This window comes from Arthrobacter sp. lap29 (assembly GCF_032458965.1).
In the GTDB taxonomy this organism is placed as follows: domain Bacteria; phylum Actinomycetota; class Actinomycetes; order Actinomycetales; family Micrococcaceae; genus Specibacter; species Specibacter psychrochitiniphilus.
The window spans coordinates 40,064-54,966 of sequence record NZ_JAUCEK010000013.1 but is presented as its reverse complement, the minus strand read 5'-3'; the positions used below and the strand labels follow the sequence as shown (position 1 = coordinate 54,966).

Sequence of the window (14,903 nt, the reverse complement as noted above, 5' to 3'; positions counted from 1 at the left end):
AGGCGGGACTGCCGGCACAGACACCAGCGGCGGGACAGACACCACCCGGAACCAAGAATGTGCTGGGCAAAGCTCACTTCTAGAACAACTACGCGATCTCTCCGCCCAGTTCACCACCCCCAACCCACCAGAGCCACCAGAACCGGCCAGAGCCACACCACCACCTCTGGGTAACGGATGGCGACGCAAGCTAGAACCCGGGGAAATACCACCACGGCCACCACAAGCCCCCGAGAACGCCATCGCCCCCGTCTTCGACGGCGATACCTGGTTCTGGTTCGCCCCAGCCGCAACAGATAACCCAGTACAAGCAGCGGACCCAGTGACTACCGCATCTACCGATATTGCAGAGGACGCAGCCAAAACTGCGGACCCTGCGGACCCAGCGAATCCAGTGGATGCTGTGGATGCTGCGGATCCAGTGGATGCTGAGGAAACAGTGCCGTGGCCTCATCAGCTTTACGGCATCAACGTCCCAGCCCCGGGCAGCAATGAACCCTTCGAAGGGCTAGATTCCATCGACCCGAACAGCACCGACCCGGCCGTGAAAGACACCCGCACCTACGGACAAAAACTCCTCGACGGACTCATCTCCTGCGTCAAACTCGCCGCCCGCACTGGAAAACTCCCCCTCAACGGCGGCCTGAAAACCCAACTCATCCTCAGCTGCACCGAAGCAGAACTCCGCAACAACACCGCCACCGGCACCGGCACTATCTACACCACCCATAGCGGCCCCATGCCGCTGAACCTCTTCGCACAAACCCTCTGTGACCCTGAGATCACCACCATCACCTACAGCACCGGCCAAAACATCATCAACCTAGGCCGCACCCAACGCCTTTTCACCCCCACCCAACGCAAAGCCCTCTACGCCCGCGATCTCGGCTGCACCTTCCCCGACTGCACCAGCCCCGCCACCTGGTGCGAAGCCCACCACATCACTCCCTGGCAAGACGGCGGCCCCACTGACCTCAACAACGCCACCCTCCTCTGCCAACACCACCACACCCTCCTCCACCACAGCCAATGGCAACTACAACTCATCAACGGCACCCCCTGGTACACACCCCCCTTCACCATCGACCCCACCCAAACCAAACGCCGCAACAACTACCACCACGGCCTCCCAAAAAACACCAACTAAGCCACAGCACGGCCGCATCACCAAAAATGCCAGATCATCCCCACAACCGCCGTAAGAAGACAGAGGAGGCCCGGTCATTGACCGGGCCTCCTCTGTCTTAGCTACAACTTAGCTACAACTACTACTCTGGAAGAACGCTCTTATAAACATCGAGAGTCTGCTCCACAATTGACTCCCAAGAGAAGTTATCCCTGGCCCGCTGGCGGCCCTTCTCTCCCATCTCACGTGCCCGAGCAGGATCGTTGACGACTTCGATCATGGCTGCGGCAAAATCAGCAACAAACTTTTCCGGGTCCAGCGGTGTTCCAGTTCCATCACTGACCTGCTCGAGAGGAACCAGCAAACCTGTCTCGCCGTGTGCCACAACTTCTGGGATGCCGCCCGTGGCGCTGGCAACCACGGCAGCACCGCACGCCATGGCCTCCAAATTCACAATTCCCAAGGGTTCATAGATGGACGGGCAAGCAAACACAGTCGCGTGACTGAGAACTTGAATCAGCTCAGCACGCGGCAACATGCGCTCGATGACGATGACGCCATCGCGCTGAGCCTTGAGACCGTCAATGAGCTCATTGACCTCAGCCCCGAGCTCCGGGGTGTCAGCAGCGCCGGCACAGAGCACCAATTGGACCTCCGGCGGCAGGTACGCAGCCGCTTTCAACAGGTAGGGCACGCCCTTTTGACGCGTCACCCGCCCTACCCACACCACACTGGGCCGGTCTGGATCGATACCGAGCGAGCGGACAAATCCGTCTTCCTCGTCCCGCTGCCATTGAGCCACATCAATACCGTTATGAATGACTTTCACTTTGGCCGGATCTACATCGGGATAACTGCGTAAGATGTCTGCTCGCATGCCCGCTGATACCGCGATGATCGCTGCTGCCGATTCGTAAGCAGTCTTTTCAACCCACGAGGAAACGGCATAACCGCCTCCCAACTGTTCAGCCTTCCAGGGCCGTAACGGCTCGAGGCTGTGGGCGCTGAGGACATGCGGGATATCATGCAAAAGCGCAGCAATATGCCCGGCCATGTTCGCATACCAGGTATGTGAATGGACCAAGTCTGAGCCTGCGATGGCCGAAACAACCCGTAAATCAACACCCAATGTTTGTATTGCTGCATTTGCTTGTGAAAGTTCAGGAAGATTCTCATATGACGTCACATTTGCGCCATGAAAGTCCTTGTCCCGTTCCTTTCCAAAGGCATGCACATGCAAATCTGCTTTGGCTGCCAAGACACGGCTGAGCTCGGCTACATGCACGCCGGCCCCACCGTAAATCTCGGGCGGAAACTCTTTTGTCACAATGTCGATACGCACACTAACAAGGTAGTCTGTCGGGACACATTTGTTCTAGTGTGAAGTTGTTGTGACCTGCAGATCAGGCCACCGCGAGGTGCACCATACAAGCTGTCGGAGGTTGAATCATGTCAGTCAAGAAGGTTCTGGCGATCGTCTTAGCAGGTGGTGAGGGTAAAAGGTTAATGCCCTTGACAGCTGACCGCGCTAAACCGGCTGTTCCCTTCGCCGGATTTAGGTTAGTCGATTTCGCATTGTCTAATTTGGCAAATTCAGGGTATTTCAAAATTGTGGTGTTGACACAATACAAATCGCATAGCCTTGACCGTCATATTTCGGAAACATGGCGCATGTCAACACAATTGGGTAACTATGTTGCCTCCGTTCCCGCACAACAGCGCCGTGGTAAGAGCTGGTTCCTAGGTAGTGCCAACGCCATCTACCAGTCTCTGAACCTCATCGGCGATGCTGAGCCCGATATTGTGGTGGTGGTGGGAGCCGATCACGTCTACCGCATGGACTTTGAACAAATGGTCCAAAGCCACATCGCCTCTGGCGCCCGCGCAACAGTTGCCGCCGTGCGCCAGCCCTTGGAGATGGCTGACCAATTTGGTGTCATCGAAATTGATGGAACCCCCATTGACGGGGCAATTGGCGCCCACAAGATCTCAGCCTTTGTGGAGAAACCTGAATCGACTCCGGGGCTGATGGATGCCCCTGACCAGTTCCTTGCTTCCATGGGAAACTATGTCTTTGACGCAGATGCCCTGATCGAAGCCCTGGAACAGGACGCGCTCAAGGAAGACACGAAAAATGACATGGGCGGGGACATCATCCCGTACTTCGTAAGCCGAGATGAGGCTTACGTCTACGATTTCTCCACCAATGACATCCCTGATGCCACTGACCGGGACCGGAACTACTGGCGAGATGTAGGAACCATCGATTCCTACTATGACGCGCATATGGATCTGATTTCGCCCATGCCGATCTTTAACCTGTACAACAGGGCATGGCCTATCTTCACGCGTAATACAACCTCTCCACCGGCGAAGTTTGTCCGCGGGGAACAGAACTCGGTGGGAACAGCTCTGGATTCCATAGTCGCCCCTGGCGTTGTGGTCTCCGGCGGTGTAGTGGAGAATTCTGTCCTCTCCAACGACGTCTTTGTAGCCGCAGGTGCACGGGTACAGGAATCTGTGCTCATGGATCGGGTATCGGTTGGCGCCGGCGCCGTTATACGCCGCGCCATCATTGATAAGAACGTCAAGATCCCAGCCGGAGCAACGATCGGTGTAGACGTCGAATTGGACAGGGCTCGCGGTTTCACCATCACCGAGTCCGGGCTCACGGTCCTGAGCAAGGGACAGTTCGTTTCGCCGCCTGACGAGCATGAAAGAAAACTCGCTCTAGAAGCGGCGGCAGAGCTGCCCGAGGCTCTCGCCCTCGCCATCGACAGGAACCAATTGTCCGAGGAGACGGCAATGAAAATAGTGGAGAATCAACTTTCTGCCATCACCCCCGTTCATGCTGGGTCAATGTCATATGACGGAGAGGCTAGCATTGATGGGTGAGCGCCCCCGAATTAACCCCTGAAGAGATCCAAAATTGTCTTAAGGTTTTGGAGTCCATCCATGTCTACGACGAAGAGCACCCTGACTATGTTTCGGTTCGCCGAGCTACAGGAAAAATGTTCAAGGCAGTCAAACGGCACCGTCGAGTGGTCAAGCGTGATGCGATCAACGACGCCGACAAGGCAGTGATCGCGTTGACCGCCACCGCGGCTCCGGATCGCATTGACGATGAGACTCGGGGCAACAAGCTCAAACCCTCAACGACTGGTGACACGGCGGGAACGCTTCTGCGTTCCCGCCCGTGTTACATCTGCAAACAGCACTACACCCTGGTAGACGCGTTCTATCACCAGCTGTGCCCGGACTGTGCCGCTTTCAACCATTCAAAGCGCGACGCGCGGACCGACCTCAGCGGCAAACGCGCCCTCCTCACGGGAGGCCGGGCAAAAATCGGTATGTACATTGCCTTGCGCCTCTTGCGCGACGGGGCCCACACCACCATCACCACTCGCTTCCCCAAGGATGCTGCCCGCCGCTTCGCCGCCATGGAAGACAGCAGCGAATGGCTCCACCGCCTGAGCATCGTCGGCATAGACCTGCGTGATCCAACCCAGGTTGTGGCCCTGGCTGATTCCCTCAACGAAGCCGGCCCGCTGGACATCATCATCAACAATGCTGCACAGACAGTTCGCCGCTCCGGCAACGCCTACAAACCGCTCGTTGACGCTGAACTTGAGGAGTTGCCCACCGACTCCCCCATGCCAGAACTGGTCACATTTGGCCATGCCCACGACAAACATCCGCTAGCCCTGGCCACCCAGATGATGGAACACCCGCAACTGGCTGGCAATGAAATTGCCGCTTTGGCGCTCTCCATGGGCTCGGCCTCTTTGGATCGCATCGAAGCAGGCACAGCCATCGACGCCGGAGGCCTGGTTCCTGATGTGGCGGCAATCAACAGCTGGACCCAGGTAGTGGACCAGGTGGACCCGTTGGAAATGCTTGAAGTCCAGCTCTGCAACGTCACGGCACCTTTCCTGCTGGTTTCGCGTCTTCGCCCGGCCATGCAGGCTTCCGCAGCCCACCGCAAGTACATTGTTAATGTCTCCGCCATGGAGGGCCAGTTCTCCCGTGCCTACAAGGGCCCGGGCCATCCGCACACCAACATGGCCAAGGCCGCATTGAACATGCTGACCCGCACCAGCGCCCAGGAGATGCTGGAGACCGACGGCATTCTGATGACGGCAGTTGATACCGGCTGGATCACTGACGAACGCCCGCACTACACCAAGGTTCGCCTGGCCGAGGAAGGCTTCCACGCGCCACTAGATCTGGTGGACGGAGCTGCCCGAGTCTATGATCCCATCGTCATGGGCGAATCTGGCGAAGACCAATACGGTGTCTTCCTCAAGGACTACAAGCCCAGCCCATGGTGAAGCCCGACGCCGGCCGGCAAGCCTTAGGGGACGGCATACGGAAGCTGGGGCCTGGAATGGCTGTAGCTTTTGCGGCCGTGGCGCTCTCTTTGGTTGTTCATGCCCTGATACCGATGCTGCCAGCCATGACGGTAGCAGTGGTACTGGGCATTGCCGCCGTCAACCTCCCAGGCACCTCAACACTGTGCCAAGGATCGTGGCGCGCCGGGTTGAACTTTGCCGGGAAGCATCTGATGCGCGTGGGAATCGTCTTTTTAGGTCTGAAGCTCAGCCTAGGAGACATCATGGATCTGGGCTGGTTCAGTGTTGCACTGGTGGTTACTGTGGTGCTGCTCAGTTTTGCTGGCACCTACGCTTTGGGGAAGCTTTTTAGGCTGGCCGGCGATCTACCTCTTCTGATTGCCACCGGCTTCTCCATCTGTGGAGCTTCCGCCATCGGCGCCATGGCCGCTGTCAAGGGGACCAAACATGAAGACACGGTGCTGCCAGTGGCCCTTGTGACACTGTGTGGAACACTGGCGATTGGTGTACTGCCGCTGCTGATGCATCCTCTGGGTCTCTCCGCGCTGCAGTTTGGCCAATGGGTGGGCGCTGGCGTTCATGACGTGGGACAGGTGGTGGCGACGGCACAGACGGCGGGAAACGTTGCGCTCAGTGCGGCCGTGGTTATCAAGCTCACGCGCGTAGTGCTTCTGGCACCTATTGTGGGAGTAGCCGGGGGTGTGGAACGCCGCCGCCAGAAGGGTGAGCTGGCAGCACATCAAAGCCGTTCAGACGCAGCCCCAACGGATACAAGCACGGCGAAGGCTACCCGGTTTCCGCCCGTAGTGCCCCTGTTTGTGGTGGGCTTCCTTCTGCTGGCCGCGATTCGAACCACGGGCTGGTTGCCGCAGAGCGTCATTGAAGGGGGCGCCCTGGCTCAAGACATTGCCTTGGGTGCTGCACTCTTTGGACTGGGTTCCAGCGTCCGGGTCCGGGACCTGTTGGCTACCGGACTGCGCGCAACCGCCATGGCCATGTGCGCCTGGGCCCTTATTGCAGCGTTGGCCTTTGGCGCCGTGCACCTGATGACCCCCTAACATCCTTGGGTGTCTTGATACACTGGGCGCCTCGTGGCCTTGGACGCCCAGCTTCCTTTAGTCCGTGCTTGCTTTGGTGGCGGTACATGATTGAATGAATTGGTGTCCAATGAAAATCTTTTGCGTAGTGAAGCCGCCCTCCGGAAGTCCTTCCTCACCGTCCATGGCTACGATGTAGCACTGGATCTTAGCGAAGCGGAAGACCTTGCCGTTCCTGGCTTCGCGAGCCGAACCACTATTAGCTTCGCGGCTGACATGTCCGCCCCCGGAGCATCACACACTTTCTTGGACTTCATAGGTTTATCTGTTGAATCGGTGATCCTGAACGGGCACCACTTACCCGTAGCCGAGGTGGTTGACGGGGCGCGGATTATCCTGCCCGCCCTAGCCGCCCAGAACGAGGTAGTGGTGAGCGCCACGGCCGCCTACTCCACGAGCGGCGAGGGACTGCACAGGTTTGTGGATCCCGCGGACGGTAAAACCTACACCTATACCCAATACGAGCCGGCTGACGCCCGCCGCGTTTTTGCCAATTTTGAGCAACCCGATCTGAAGGCCCCCTTCACCTTCCATGTCACGGCACCAGCGCATTGGCTGGTGGCATCCAACCAAGCCGTGGCCAACAAGACAGTGGCTACAAAGACAGCGGCGGGCGCTGAGCTAAGCCGCTGGGATTTTGCCCCCACCTTAGCGATTTCCACATATATTACAACCGTACTGGCCGGACCGTACTTCAAGGCAGAAGATCATTTCTCCATGGTTTTCTCTCCCGAGAGCAGTCATGCCGGCCTGCAGATGAACATCCCCTTGGCCGCTTATTGCCGGGCGTCACTGGCGAGCCACTTTGATACCGAGGCCATTTTTGCGGTGACCAAGTCCGGGCTGGCATACTTCAACGAGCTCTTCGACTATCCGTACCCCTTCGGCAAGTATGATCAGGCGTTTGTGCCCGAATACAATCTCGGCGCCATGGAAAACCCTGGTCTGGTGACTCTCACCGAGGCCTATCTGTACTCCTCCCGCGCCACAGACACCGCGTATCAGCAACGCGCCAATACGATCATGCACGAGATGGCGCACATGTGGTTTGGCGATCTTGTCACGATGGCGTGGTGGGATGACCTGTGGCTGAAGGAGTCCTTTGCCGACTATATGGGCCACCTCGCAGTTGCGGAGGCCACCGATTGGGGTGAGAAGTCCTGGACCATGTTCGCCAGCCGTCGCAAGGCCTGGGCCTACACTCAGGACCAGCTGCCTACAACACACCCCATCCTCGCTGACATCGCGAATCTGGAAGCCGCCAAGTCCAACTTTGACGGCATCACCTACGCAAAGGGTGCCTCCGTGTTGAAGCAACTCGTGGCGTACGTGGGCAGGGAGGCCTTCATCGCCGGTTCTCGCGAGTATTTCAAGAACCACGCATACGCCAACACGTCCCTGCAGGACCTGCTGGTCCCGCTCAGCAAGGCATCGGGCCGCGCCCTTCAGACGTGGGCAGCCCAGTGGCTTGGCACCTCGGGCATGTCCACGCTGGTCCCGGATCTGGATGTTGACAAGGGCGCCGTGACGTCACTGTCCATCACACAAACAGCCTTTGATCCGTTGACCGGCAGTGTGGCCGTGCGCCCCCACCGCCTTGACGTTGGCTTTTTCACGTACGACGCCGGTGCCCTGGTCAGGAGCGCCTCGTTCGCCGTCGATGTGGTGGGCGCTAAGACGCAGGTGCCAGAGGCCACAGGGTGCCCTGCCCCTGAATTGGTCCTTCTCAATGATGGGGACTTAAGCTACGCCAAGGTTCGGTTGGATGCCGGCTCACTGAGCACGGCGCTGACGGGGGTGGGCCGCATAGTTGACCCATTGGCCCGCAGCCTTGTCTGGTCTGCGTTGTGGAACGCCACACGGGATGCCCTGTTGCCCGCAGCCGTGTATCTGCGTACGGTGGTGGCTCATGCTGGTGGCGAGGCCGACACCAGCTTGTTGCAAACCCTGGCAGAGAATGCCCTGTACGCACTTGAACACTTCTGCCCCATCCGTGACCGTGACGGGGCTGGGGAACAGTTGCATTCCGGTCTCAAACAGCTCCTACAGCAAGCCGCCCCCAGCAGTGATGAACAGCTGGTCTGGGCCCGTACGCTGGCCTTGTTGGGCCGGGGCAGCGATGAGCTCAATGAGCGCAGCCGGGAACTTCTGGCTGGGGTGAACGTGCCGCCGGGTCTTGTCGTGGATGGGAGCTTGCGCTGGCTGCTGTGGCAACAACTTGCCGCGCGCGGGAATGCTACGCGCGCCGAGTTGGATGCCGAATTGGCACAGGACACCACGGCGGAACACCGGGCCAACCATTGTGCCGCCGTCGCGGCTCTGCCAGTCGCTGAACTTAAAGCAGAGCGCTGGGCGGAGGCTGTGGAGGGCAAGGAACTGAGCAACGAGCTCCTCAGTGCCACGATCGCAGGTTTCATGGTGGGTGAGGCCGTGTTGTTGGCGCCGTTCACTGAGCCCTACTTCCAGTCTATTGAGGATGTATGGCGTAGTCGGAGCCTGGAAATTGCCGGGCGCATTGTGGGCGGGTTGTTCCCTTCGCGCCAGGATTTGGCCGCCGGCACCAGCCCGGAACACCATCCCGTGGTGCACCGCACGGACACGTGGCTGGCCGGGCATGCGGATGCCCCGGCAGGGCTACGTAGAATTGTGCTGGAACAGCGGGACCAAATGCTCCGTGCGCTGAGGGCACAGGCTGGGGCCTAACCGGCGGGATTCCCACGCCGCACCCAGCGGATAAAGGTCAGCGTCATGCCGAGAAGAACTGCAAGCCAGGCTGCCACGGCCGTCCACGTGGCCACGTTTCCCAGCCAGGCAACAAGGGGCATGTGGTTGACCGTGCCAAAACGGTAGGTTGCCACAGCGAACATGCCCAGGGGAAACACAATGGACCACAGCGCCGTTGAGTAGCGCAGGGGTTCGCGCCGCACCGCATGCCGCCAGAAACCGAAGGCCACCAAAAGGGGAACCCACCACAAGCCAAAAGCCCACAGCAGATAGCTGATGCCGCCCACGGTGGGGCCGGCTACGTGGATGACGGGCACCTCTGCTGGCAGGTGCAAGATCATAGAACCGGCCAGGACGGTGATGGCCGTGGCCCCCATGAAGATCCAGTTGGTGGGCACAATCCCGCCATGGTTCTCACCGCCCGTGAGCAGACGTAGCATGACGAGGGTGGTGAGCGTCAAATAAAGCATGATGCCAATGCCCCAAAACGCCACCGCCGCATCGCTTAGGAACCGTACTTGACTGCCACCGGTGGCCAGGGACGCCGCCACCATGGCCAGTGACTGGGTGGAAACCACCCACAGGAACCAGGTCCCATCCACGGGCAGCAGGCGTGGGCGCAACGTCTCACCAATTTCGGTGCGCAGCATCATGGACAGCGGCACACCATAGGCCAGAAAAAGCCACAAGGGAATACTCATGGCAGCCATGACCCACGTGACGGCTGGCGCCACAGGGTGGAAACCCACACCCACCACGTTGATGGCCGCAACCATGGTCAGATATCCGAAACCTCTGTGGGGGTCACGGAAGTCAATCACGGCGTCGTTGGTATGGATCACTAATCTGCCCACCAGTCCAACAAGCAACACCAGAAGAGCGCCAACGGCCATCCACAGCAGTGCTCTTGCAGCTAGGCCCCATCCCGCATCAAGTAGAGCCGAGGAGACTATGCCGGTAGCCATGACAAAGGCAAAGGCCGCTGGTGGCTGATTGGGCCAGGCACCCTTGATACGGGAGCTCACACGGGCAAGGGCACTCATGGAACCCGGTTCAGCCATTCCTCTGTGCCAAATTTACTCTCCACCCTGCGTGCTGCTTCCGCCAGTTCCGCCTCGGTCAGCAGGGCTGGGCGGGCGTCATAACGCGCGCTAAACGTTGCCGCCATGCGTTCTAGAATTTCCTGCCGGCTCATGCCGCTTTGGCGGCGCAGCGGATCCACCCGTTTCTTGGCCGAGCGGGTTCCCTTATCCGAAAGTTTTTCCTTGCCAATCCGCAACACCTGCACCATTTTGTCTGCGTCAATGTCATAGCTCATTGTCACATGGTGCACCATGGCGCCATTGCTGAGCCGTTTCTGGGCTGCACCACCAATCTTGCCCTTGCCCGTGGCAATGTCATTGAGGGGCACATAAAACGCCTCAATTCCCATGGATTCAAGGGCGGCCAAAACCCATGCGTCAAGGAACTTGTAGGAGTCCTCAAAGTTCAGCCCGTCCACCAACGTCTGGGGCACGTACAGGGAGTAAGTGATGCAGTTTCCGGCCTCCATGAACATGGCGCCACCACCGCTGACCCGCCGCACCACCTTGATACCGTACTTTTCGACGCCGGCCGGCTCCAATTCGTTGCGCACGGACTGAAAGCTGCCAATCACCACGGATGGCTCGTCCCAGTCCCAGAAGCGCAGGGTGGGATTGCGGCGCCCCGCACCCACTTCCTCCGTCAATACCTCATCTAATGCCACGTTGAGGGCCGTTGGCAAAATGGTTGGGGCGATGACGTCCCACTCGTGATCGAGCCAGCTCGTTGCTTTCGTCAGCGCCCGGCGGAGCGTGATGGCTACGGCCTGGGCGGAGAAACCAAAGAGCACGGCCTCCGGGGGCAGTGCTGCCGTGATGGCATTTGCCAGCGCATCGGCAGAAAGGTTGGCAGGCAAGCCGTTCAACGCGGCGTTAATGTCATCAAGTGCCTCGTCAGGTTCCAGGAAGAAGTCGCCGCTGACGTGTACATCCGCTAGCGTCTCATCAATGACGCGGCAATCTACCACCACCAATTTGCCGCCGTGAACCTTATATTCACCATGCAGTTCAGAATTTTCACCGTGCAGTTCAGAAGCCATGGCTCTATCTTCCCAAGCTGGCGGGGGGAAGCGCAAAAAAGGCAGGGCCCGCACTTTCCGTGCGGACCCTGCCTTAGAAAAAACTGTTGGTAAGAAGTATTACTTCTTGCCGAAGCCTGCGAAGCGAGCGTTGAAGCGCTCAACACGGCCGGCGCTGTCCATGATGCGCTGCTTGCCCGTGTAGAACGGGTGCGACTCGGAAGAGATTTCAACGTCGATGACGGGGTAGGTGTTGCCATCTTCCCATTCGATGGTCTTCTTGGACGTCGCGGTGGAACGCGTCAGGAACTTGGTACCGGAAGCCAGGTCGTTGAATACGATGGCTTCATACTTCGGGTGGGTGTTCTGCTTCACAATGAACCTCAGAATGTTATTGCCTGGATTTTGCCAGACGGATGAATGTTATGGTCACGAGGACCAGCTAGAAACTTTACCGTCTCAATCCCATTTCACCAAGCCCGCTGTGACAAAGCCTCAAGTGCGCTGTTCGCGTGCACGTCCATGTTGGTTTCACTGGAAATCTGAAAACGCAAGATTCGGTTCGAATCAACAATAAACGTGGCCCTTTTAGTGGGAAGCGCCTTCGCCAGCAAACGCCTGCGGACACCAAACACATCCGCCACCGCGCCGTCCCGGTCGCTCAGAAGTGGGTAGTCAAAGTGGTTCTTGTTCGCAAAATCGAGCTGTTTGGCCACTGAGTCGGTACTGATACCCACCAGTGAGGCACCTGCTGTTGCAAATTCCTGCTGCAGGTCCCTGAAATGGCAGGCTTCCTTGGTGCAGCCGCCGCTGCTGGCCAGGGGGTAAAAGAAAATTACCAAGGGACCTTCTGCGGTGAGTTCAGTAAGGCTACGAACTTGACCGTGCTGGTCGGAGAGTTCGAAGTCGGGTACTTGCTCGGCTATCTTCATGGTTCAACACTACCCGCGCATGGCTTCTGGGGGCGCTTATTGCCGGCGCGGGTCCGTGGCGAAAAAGGCAACGGCGCTAGCGGCAGCCACATTCAGTGAGTCCACTCCTGCATACATGGGGATCATGACTGCATGGTTGACGGATGCCAGGGTTTCAGGACTGAGCCCATACCCTTCGCTGCCGAGAATGAGAGCCAATTTTGCTTCGTTGCGCGCCGCGAGTTCATGGATGGACAGCGAATCCGGCTCCAAGGCCAGTGCCGCCGTCGTAAATCCGGCCTCATGCAGCACGTCCAGGGCGCCTGGCCCCTCTGGCAGGCGGGCCCATGGGATTTGAAAAACGGCACCCATGCTCACGCGAATGCTGCGCCGGTATAGAGGGTCTGCGCAACGCGGGCTGATGAGCACCGCATCCACACCCAGGGCGGCGGCGGAGCGGAAGATTGCCCCAATATTGGTGTGATCGCTGATGTCTTCAAGGACGGCTACCCGGCGCGCCCCTGCCAGTAAGGAGCCGATCTCCACGGGTGCGGGACGGTGCATGGCGGCCATGGCTCCGCGGTGGAGGTTGATGCCTGTGATTTCCTCCAGCATGGCCCCGGTGCCCACAAACGCGGGGACGTCAGGGTGCGCTTCAAGGACGTCAAGTACCTCGGGCATCCTTTTCTCCGCGAGGAAAAAGGAGCGAGCCTGGTGTCCGGCAGCGAGAGCGCGGCGCACCACCTTAGGGCTTTCGGCAATATACAGGCCCTCGGCAGGCTCCTTGACCTTGCGCAATTGGACGTCCGTGAGGGAAACGTAGTCACTCACACGGGGGTCGTTGGCGGTTTCGAGATGGATGATCATAGGGCTAGGAGTTTCGCAATCATGAAGTAAAGTGCCACCAGGCCCAGCGTAACAATGACGGAGCGCAGTACCAGCGGCGGCAACTTGCGCCCGATCTTTGCGCCGATGAACCCGCCAATCAGTGAACTGACGGCGATTAAACCGACCACCACCCAGATGATTTTCTCCGGCGCAAACAGCAGGTAGGAGATTGCCGCCACAACGTTGACCGTCAGTGAGAGCACGTTCTTGACGGCGTTGGCGTTTTGCAGGGTTCCGGACATGAAAATCCCCAAGATTCCCACGAGCAGCACACCCTGCGCCGCCACAAAGTAGCCGCCGTAGACGCCAGCCAAATAGACCAGGATCATCATGGCTAGATCATGGGAACGGGCTGAGGGGTTTGACTCGCGGCGCGCCTTGATGACCGCCTGTAAGCGAGGCTGGAAAATAACCAAAAGCAGTGCCAGCACAATCAACAGCGGCGCCACCACGGAGAACACCGTTTCAGGAAGGTGCAGCAGCAGGTAGGCGCCGGTGATTCCACCCAGCAGCGAGGCGGGCATGAGGCGGGCAAGGTTGCGCCCCATGCCTAGCAACTCGTGACGGTACCCCCACGTTCCGGAGATTCCCCCAGCGATCAGGCCCATAGCGTTGCTGACAACAGCCATGACGGGGGCAATCCCCAGCGCAATCAGGATTGGGAAGGTGACGAGCGTGCCGGAACCAACAACTGTGTTGATGGTTCCGGCCCATAACCCGCCCAGCAGGATCAAGAAGGAATCGAGCGTATTCACCGTTTGGTACTACGCCGGTTAGTTGCGAGCAGTCGCCGTGTAGCGACCCGCGTTACTTGTTACAGACAGTGGCAGGCCAAACGTGGCGCTGAGGTGTTCTTCCGTGAGTACTTCGGCCAACGGGCCTTGGGCCACTACGGCGCCCTCACGCAGCAGCAGCGCGTGCGTGAAGCCCGGAGGAATTTCTTCTAGGTGGTGGGTGACCAGAACCGTGCTCGGGGCCAGGGGGTCCGCGGCCAGTTCGCTGAGCCGTTTCACTAGGCTTTCACGTCCGGCAAGGTCAAGGCCGGCACCTGGCTCATCCAGGAGCAACAGTTCGGGATCGCTCATCAGGGCTCGTGCAATCTGGACACGCTTGCGCTCACCATCACTGAGGGACGCGAACGGACGGTTGAAGAAGGTGGAGACACCCCACTGATCCAAGAGATTGAAGGCACGGCGTTCGTCGTCGCGCTCGTAATCCTCCCGCCAGCGTCCGGTCACACCGTAGGAGGCGGTGACCACCACGTTGAGGACCTTCTCATGCTCCGGAATCTGGTGCGCCAGTGCGGCAGAGGCCACACCAATGCGGGGACGCAGTTCAAAGACGTCAACTGCGCCCAGCACTTCGTCGAGGATGCCAGCCACACCCCGGGTGGGGTGCATACGGGCACCAGCAATTTGCATGAGGGTGCTCTTCCCGGCACCGTTCGGTCCCAGCACCACCCAGCGTTCGCCCTCAGCAACCCGCCAATCAATGTTGTCCAACAGTGTTTTGGTGCCGCGGACTACGCTGACACCGGCCAAACCCAAAACTTCATTCATAACTAGTGAGCCTAGGGCACGGAAGGCGGCCAACGCTAACCGGACCAACGCTGCCGAGCCCTTCATGACAACGCTGATTCCAACTGTTGGCAGGCATCTGGCACAGGATTCGAACCCTGGACGTTTGGGGCCAGCTCTTGATTGG

The 14,903-nt window shown here is 59.0% G+C and carries 13 protein-coding genes; 5 read left to right on the top strand and 8 right to left on the bottom strand.

What is annotated here, in order from left to right; all coding sequences use genetic code 11:
- The coding region (locus RY113_RS17365; RefSeq protein WP_315915641.1) for a DUF222 domain-containing protein at nt 1-1,147 on the top strand (1,147 nt) is incomplete at its 5' end.
- A gap of 121 nt (nt 1,148-1,268) precedes the next feature.
- Here RY113_RS17365 and glgA read toward each other — a convergent pair.
- Nucleotides 1,269-2,468, bottom strand: a complete 1,200-nt coding sequence (gene glgA, locus RY113_RS17360) for a glycogen synthase (RefSeq protein WP_110106213.1) — start codon at nt 2,466-2,468, stop codon at nt 1,269-1,271.
- Between the two features lie 107 nt (nt 2,469-2,575).
- On the opposite strand from glgA, the gene glgC reads away from it, so the two are divergent.
- The 4 genes from glgC to pepN all read left to right on the top strand — a co-directional run bounded on the left by glgC (nt 2,576) and on the right by pepN (nt 9,278).
- Complete coding sequence (gene glgC / locus RY113_RS17355) at nt 2,576-4,021, top strand: glucose-1-phosphate adenylyltransferase (protein WP_315915640.1); 1,446 nt, start codon at nt 2,576-2,578, stop codon at nt 4,019-4,021.
- A complete protein-coding gene (locus tag RY113_RS17350) occupies nt 4,018-5,457 on the top strand; it encodes an SDR family NAD(P)-dependent oxidoreductase (protein WP_110106211.1) in 1,440 nt (479 codons plus the stop codon). Before glgC ends, RY113_RS17350 begins: the two co-directional genes overlap by 4 nt.
- Nucleotides 5,451-6,536, top strand: coding sequence for a putative sulfate exporter family transporter (locus tag RY113_RS17345; protein WP_315915639.1), 1,086 nt, complete (start codon nt 5,451-5,453; stop codon nt 6,534-6,536). The genes RY113_RS17350 and RY113_RS17345 overlap by 7 nt, the downstream gene beginning before the upstream one ends.
- A 102-nt stretch (nt 6,537-6,638) precedes the next feature.
- On the top strand, nt 6,639-9,278 hold the full coding sequence (gene pepN / locus RY113_RS17340) for an aminopeptidase N (RefSeq protein WP_315915638.1): 2,640 nt from the start codon (nt 6,639-6,641) through the stop codon (nt 9,276-9,278).
- On the opposite strand, the gene RY113_RS17335 is transcribed toward pepN, so the two are convergent.
- The 7 genes from RY113_RS17335 to RY113_RS17305 all read right to left on the bottom strand — a co-directional run bounded on the left by RY113_RS17335 (nt 9,275) and on the right by RY113_RS17305 (nt 14,758).
- On the bottom strand, nt 9,275-10,360 hold the full coding sequence (locus RY113_RS17335) for a tellurite resistance/C4-dicarboxylate transporter family protein (RefSeq protein ID WP_315915637.1): 1,086 nt from the start codon (nt 10,358-10,360) through the stop codon (nt 9,275-9,277). The two genes, pepN and RY113_RS17335, sit on opposite strands and share 4 nt — an antisense overlap.
- Entirely contained in the window at nt 10,339-11,421 is a 1,083-nt protein-coding gene (locus RY113_RS17330) for a biotin/lipoate A/B protein ligase family protein (RefSeq protein WP_110106207.1), read from the bottom strand. The genes RY113_RS17335 and RY113_RS17330 overlap by 22 nt, the downstream gene beginning before the upstream one ends.
- A 99-nt stretch (nt 11,422-11,520) precedes the next feature.
- A complete protein-coding gene (locus tag RY113_RS17325; RefSeq protein ID WP_110106206.1) occupies nt 11,521-11,775 on the bottom strand; it encodes a type B 50S ribosomal protein L31 in 255 nt (84 codons plus the stop codon).
- Between the two features lie 95 nt (nt 11,776-11,870).
- A complete protein-coding gene (locus RY113_RS17320) occupies nt 11,871-12,332 on the bottom strand; it encodes a peroxiredoxin (protein ID WP_110106205.1) in 462 nt (153 codons plus the stop codon).
- A gap of 36 nt (nt 12,333-12,368) precedes the next feature.
- Nucleotides 12,369-13,178: an RNA methyltransferase gene (locus RY113_RS17315; protein WP_110106204.1), complete on the bottom strand. Its 810-nt coding sequence runs from the start codon at nt 13,176-13,178 to the stop codon at nt 12,369-12,371.
- Nucleotides 13,175-13,954 (bottom strand): sulfite exporter TauE/SafE family protein, encoded by a 780-nt coding sequence (locus RY113_RS17310; RefSeq protein WP_110106203.1) that lies wholly within the window; start codon nt 13,952-13,954, stop codon nt 13,175-13,177. The genes RY113_RS17315 and RY113_RS17310 overlap by 4 nt, the downstream gene beginning before the upstream one ends.
- An 18-nt stretch (nt 13,955-13,972) precedes the next feature.
- Entirely contained in the window at nt 13,973-14,758 is a 786-nt protein-coding gene (locus tag RY113_RS17305; protein ID WP_315915636.1) for an ABC transporter ATP-binding protein, read from the bottom strand.
- Between the last annotated feature and the right edge of the window lie 145 nt (nt 14,759-14,903).

Excerpts from the sequence above, each read along its gene's own strand:
- RY113_RS17305 (WP_315915636.1), bottom strand. The coding sequence starts at position 14,758 with ATGAATGAAGTTTTGGGTTTGGCCGGTGTCAGCGTAGTCCGCGGCACC.
- RY113_RS17330 (WP_110106207.1), bottom strand. The coding sequence starts at position 11,421 with ATGGCTTCTGAACTGCACGGTGAAAATTCTGAACTGCATGGTGAATAT.
- RY113_RS17345 (WP_315915639.1), top strand. The coding sequence starts at position 5,451 with ATGGTGAAGCCCGACGCCGGCCGGCAAGCCTTAGGGGACGGCATACGG.
- RY113_RS17335 (WP_315915637.1), bottom strand. The coding sequence starts at position 10,360 with ATGGCTGAACCGGGTTCCATGAGTGCCCTTGCCCGTGTGAGCTCCCGT.
- glgC (WP_315915640.1), top strand. The coding sequence starts at position 2,576 with ATGTCAGTCAAGAAGGTTCTGGCGATCGTCTTAGCAGGTGGTGAGGGT.
- RY113_RS17320 (WP_110106205.1), bottom strand. The coding sequence starts at position 12,332 with ATGAAGATAGCCGAGCAAGTACCCGACTTCGAACTCTCCGACCAGCAC.
- RY113_RS17315 (WP_110106204.1), bottom strand. The coding sequence starts at position 13,178 with ATGATCATCCATCTCGAAACCGCCAACGACCCCCGTGTGAGTGACTAC.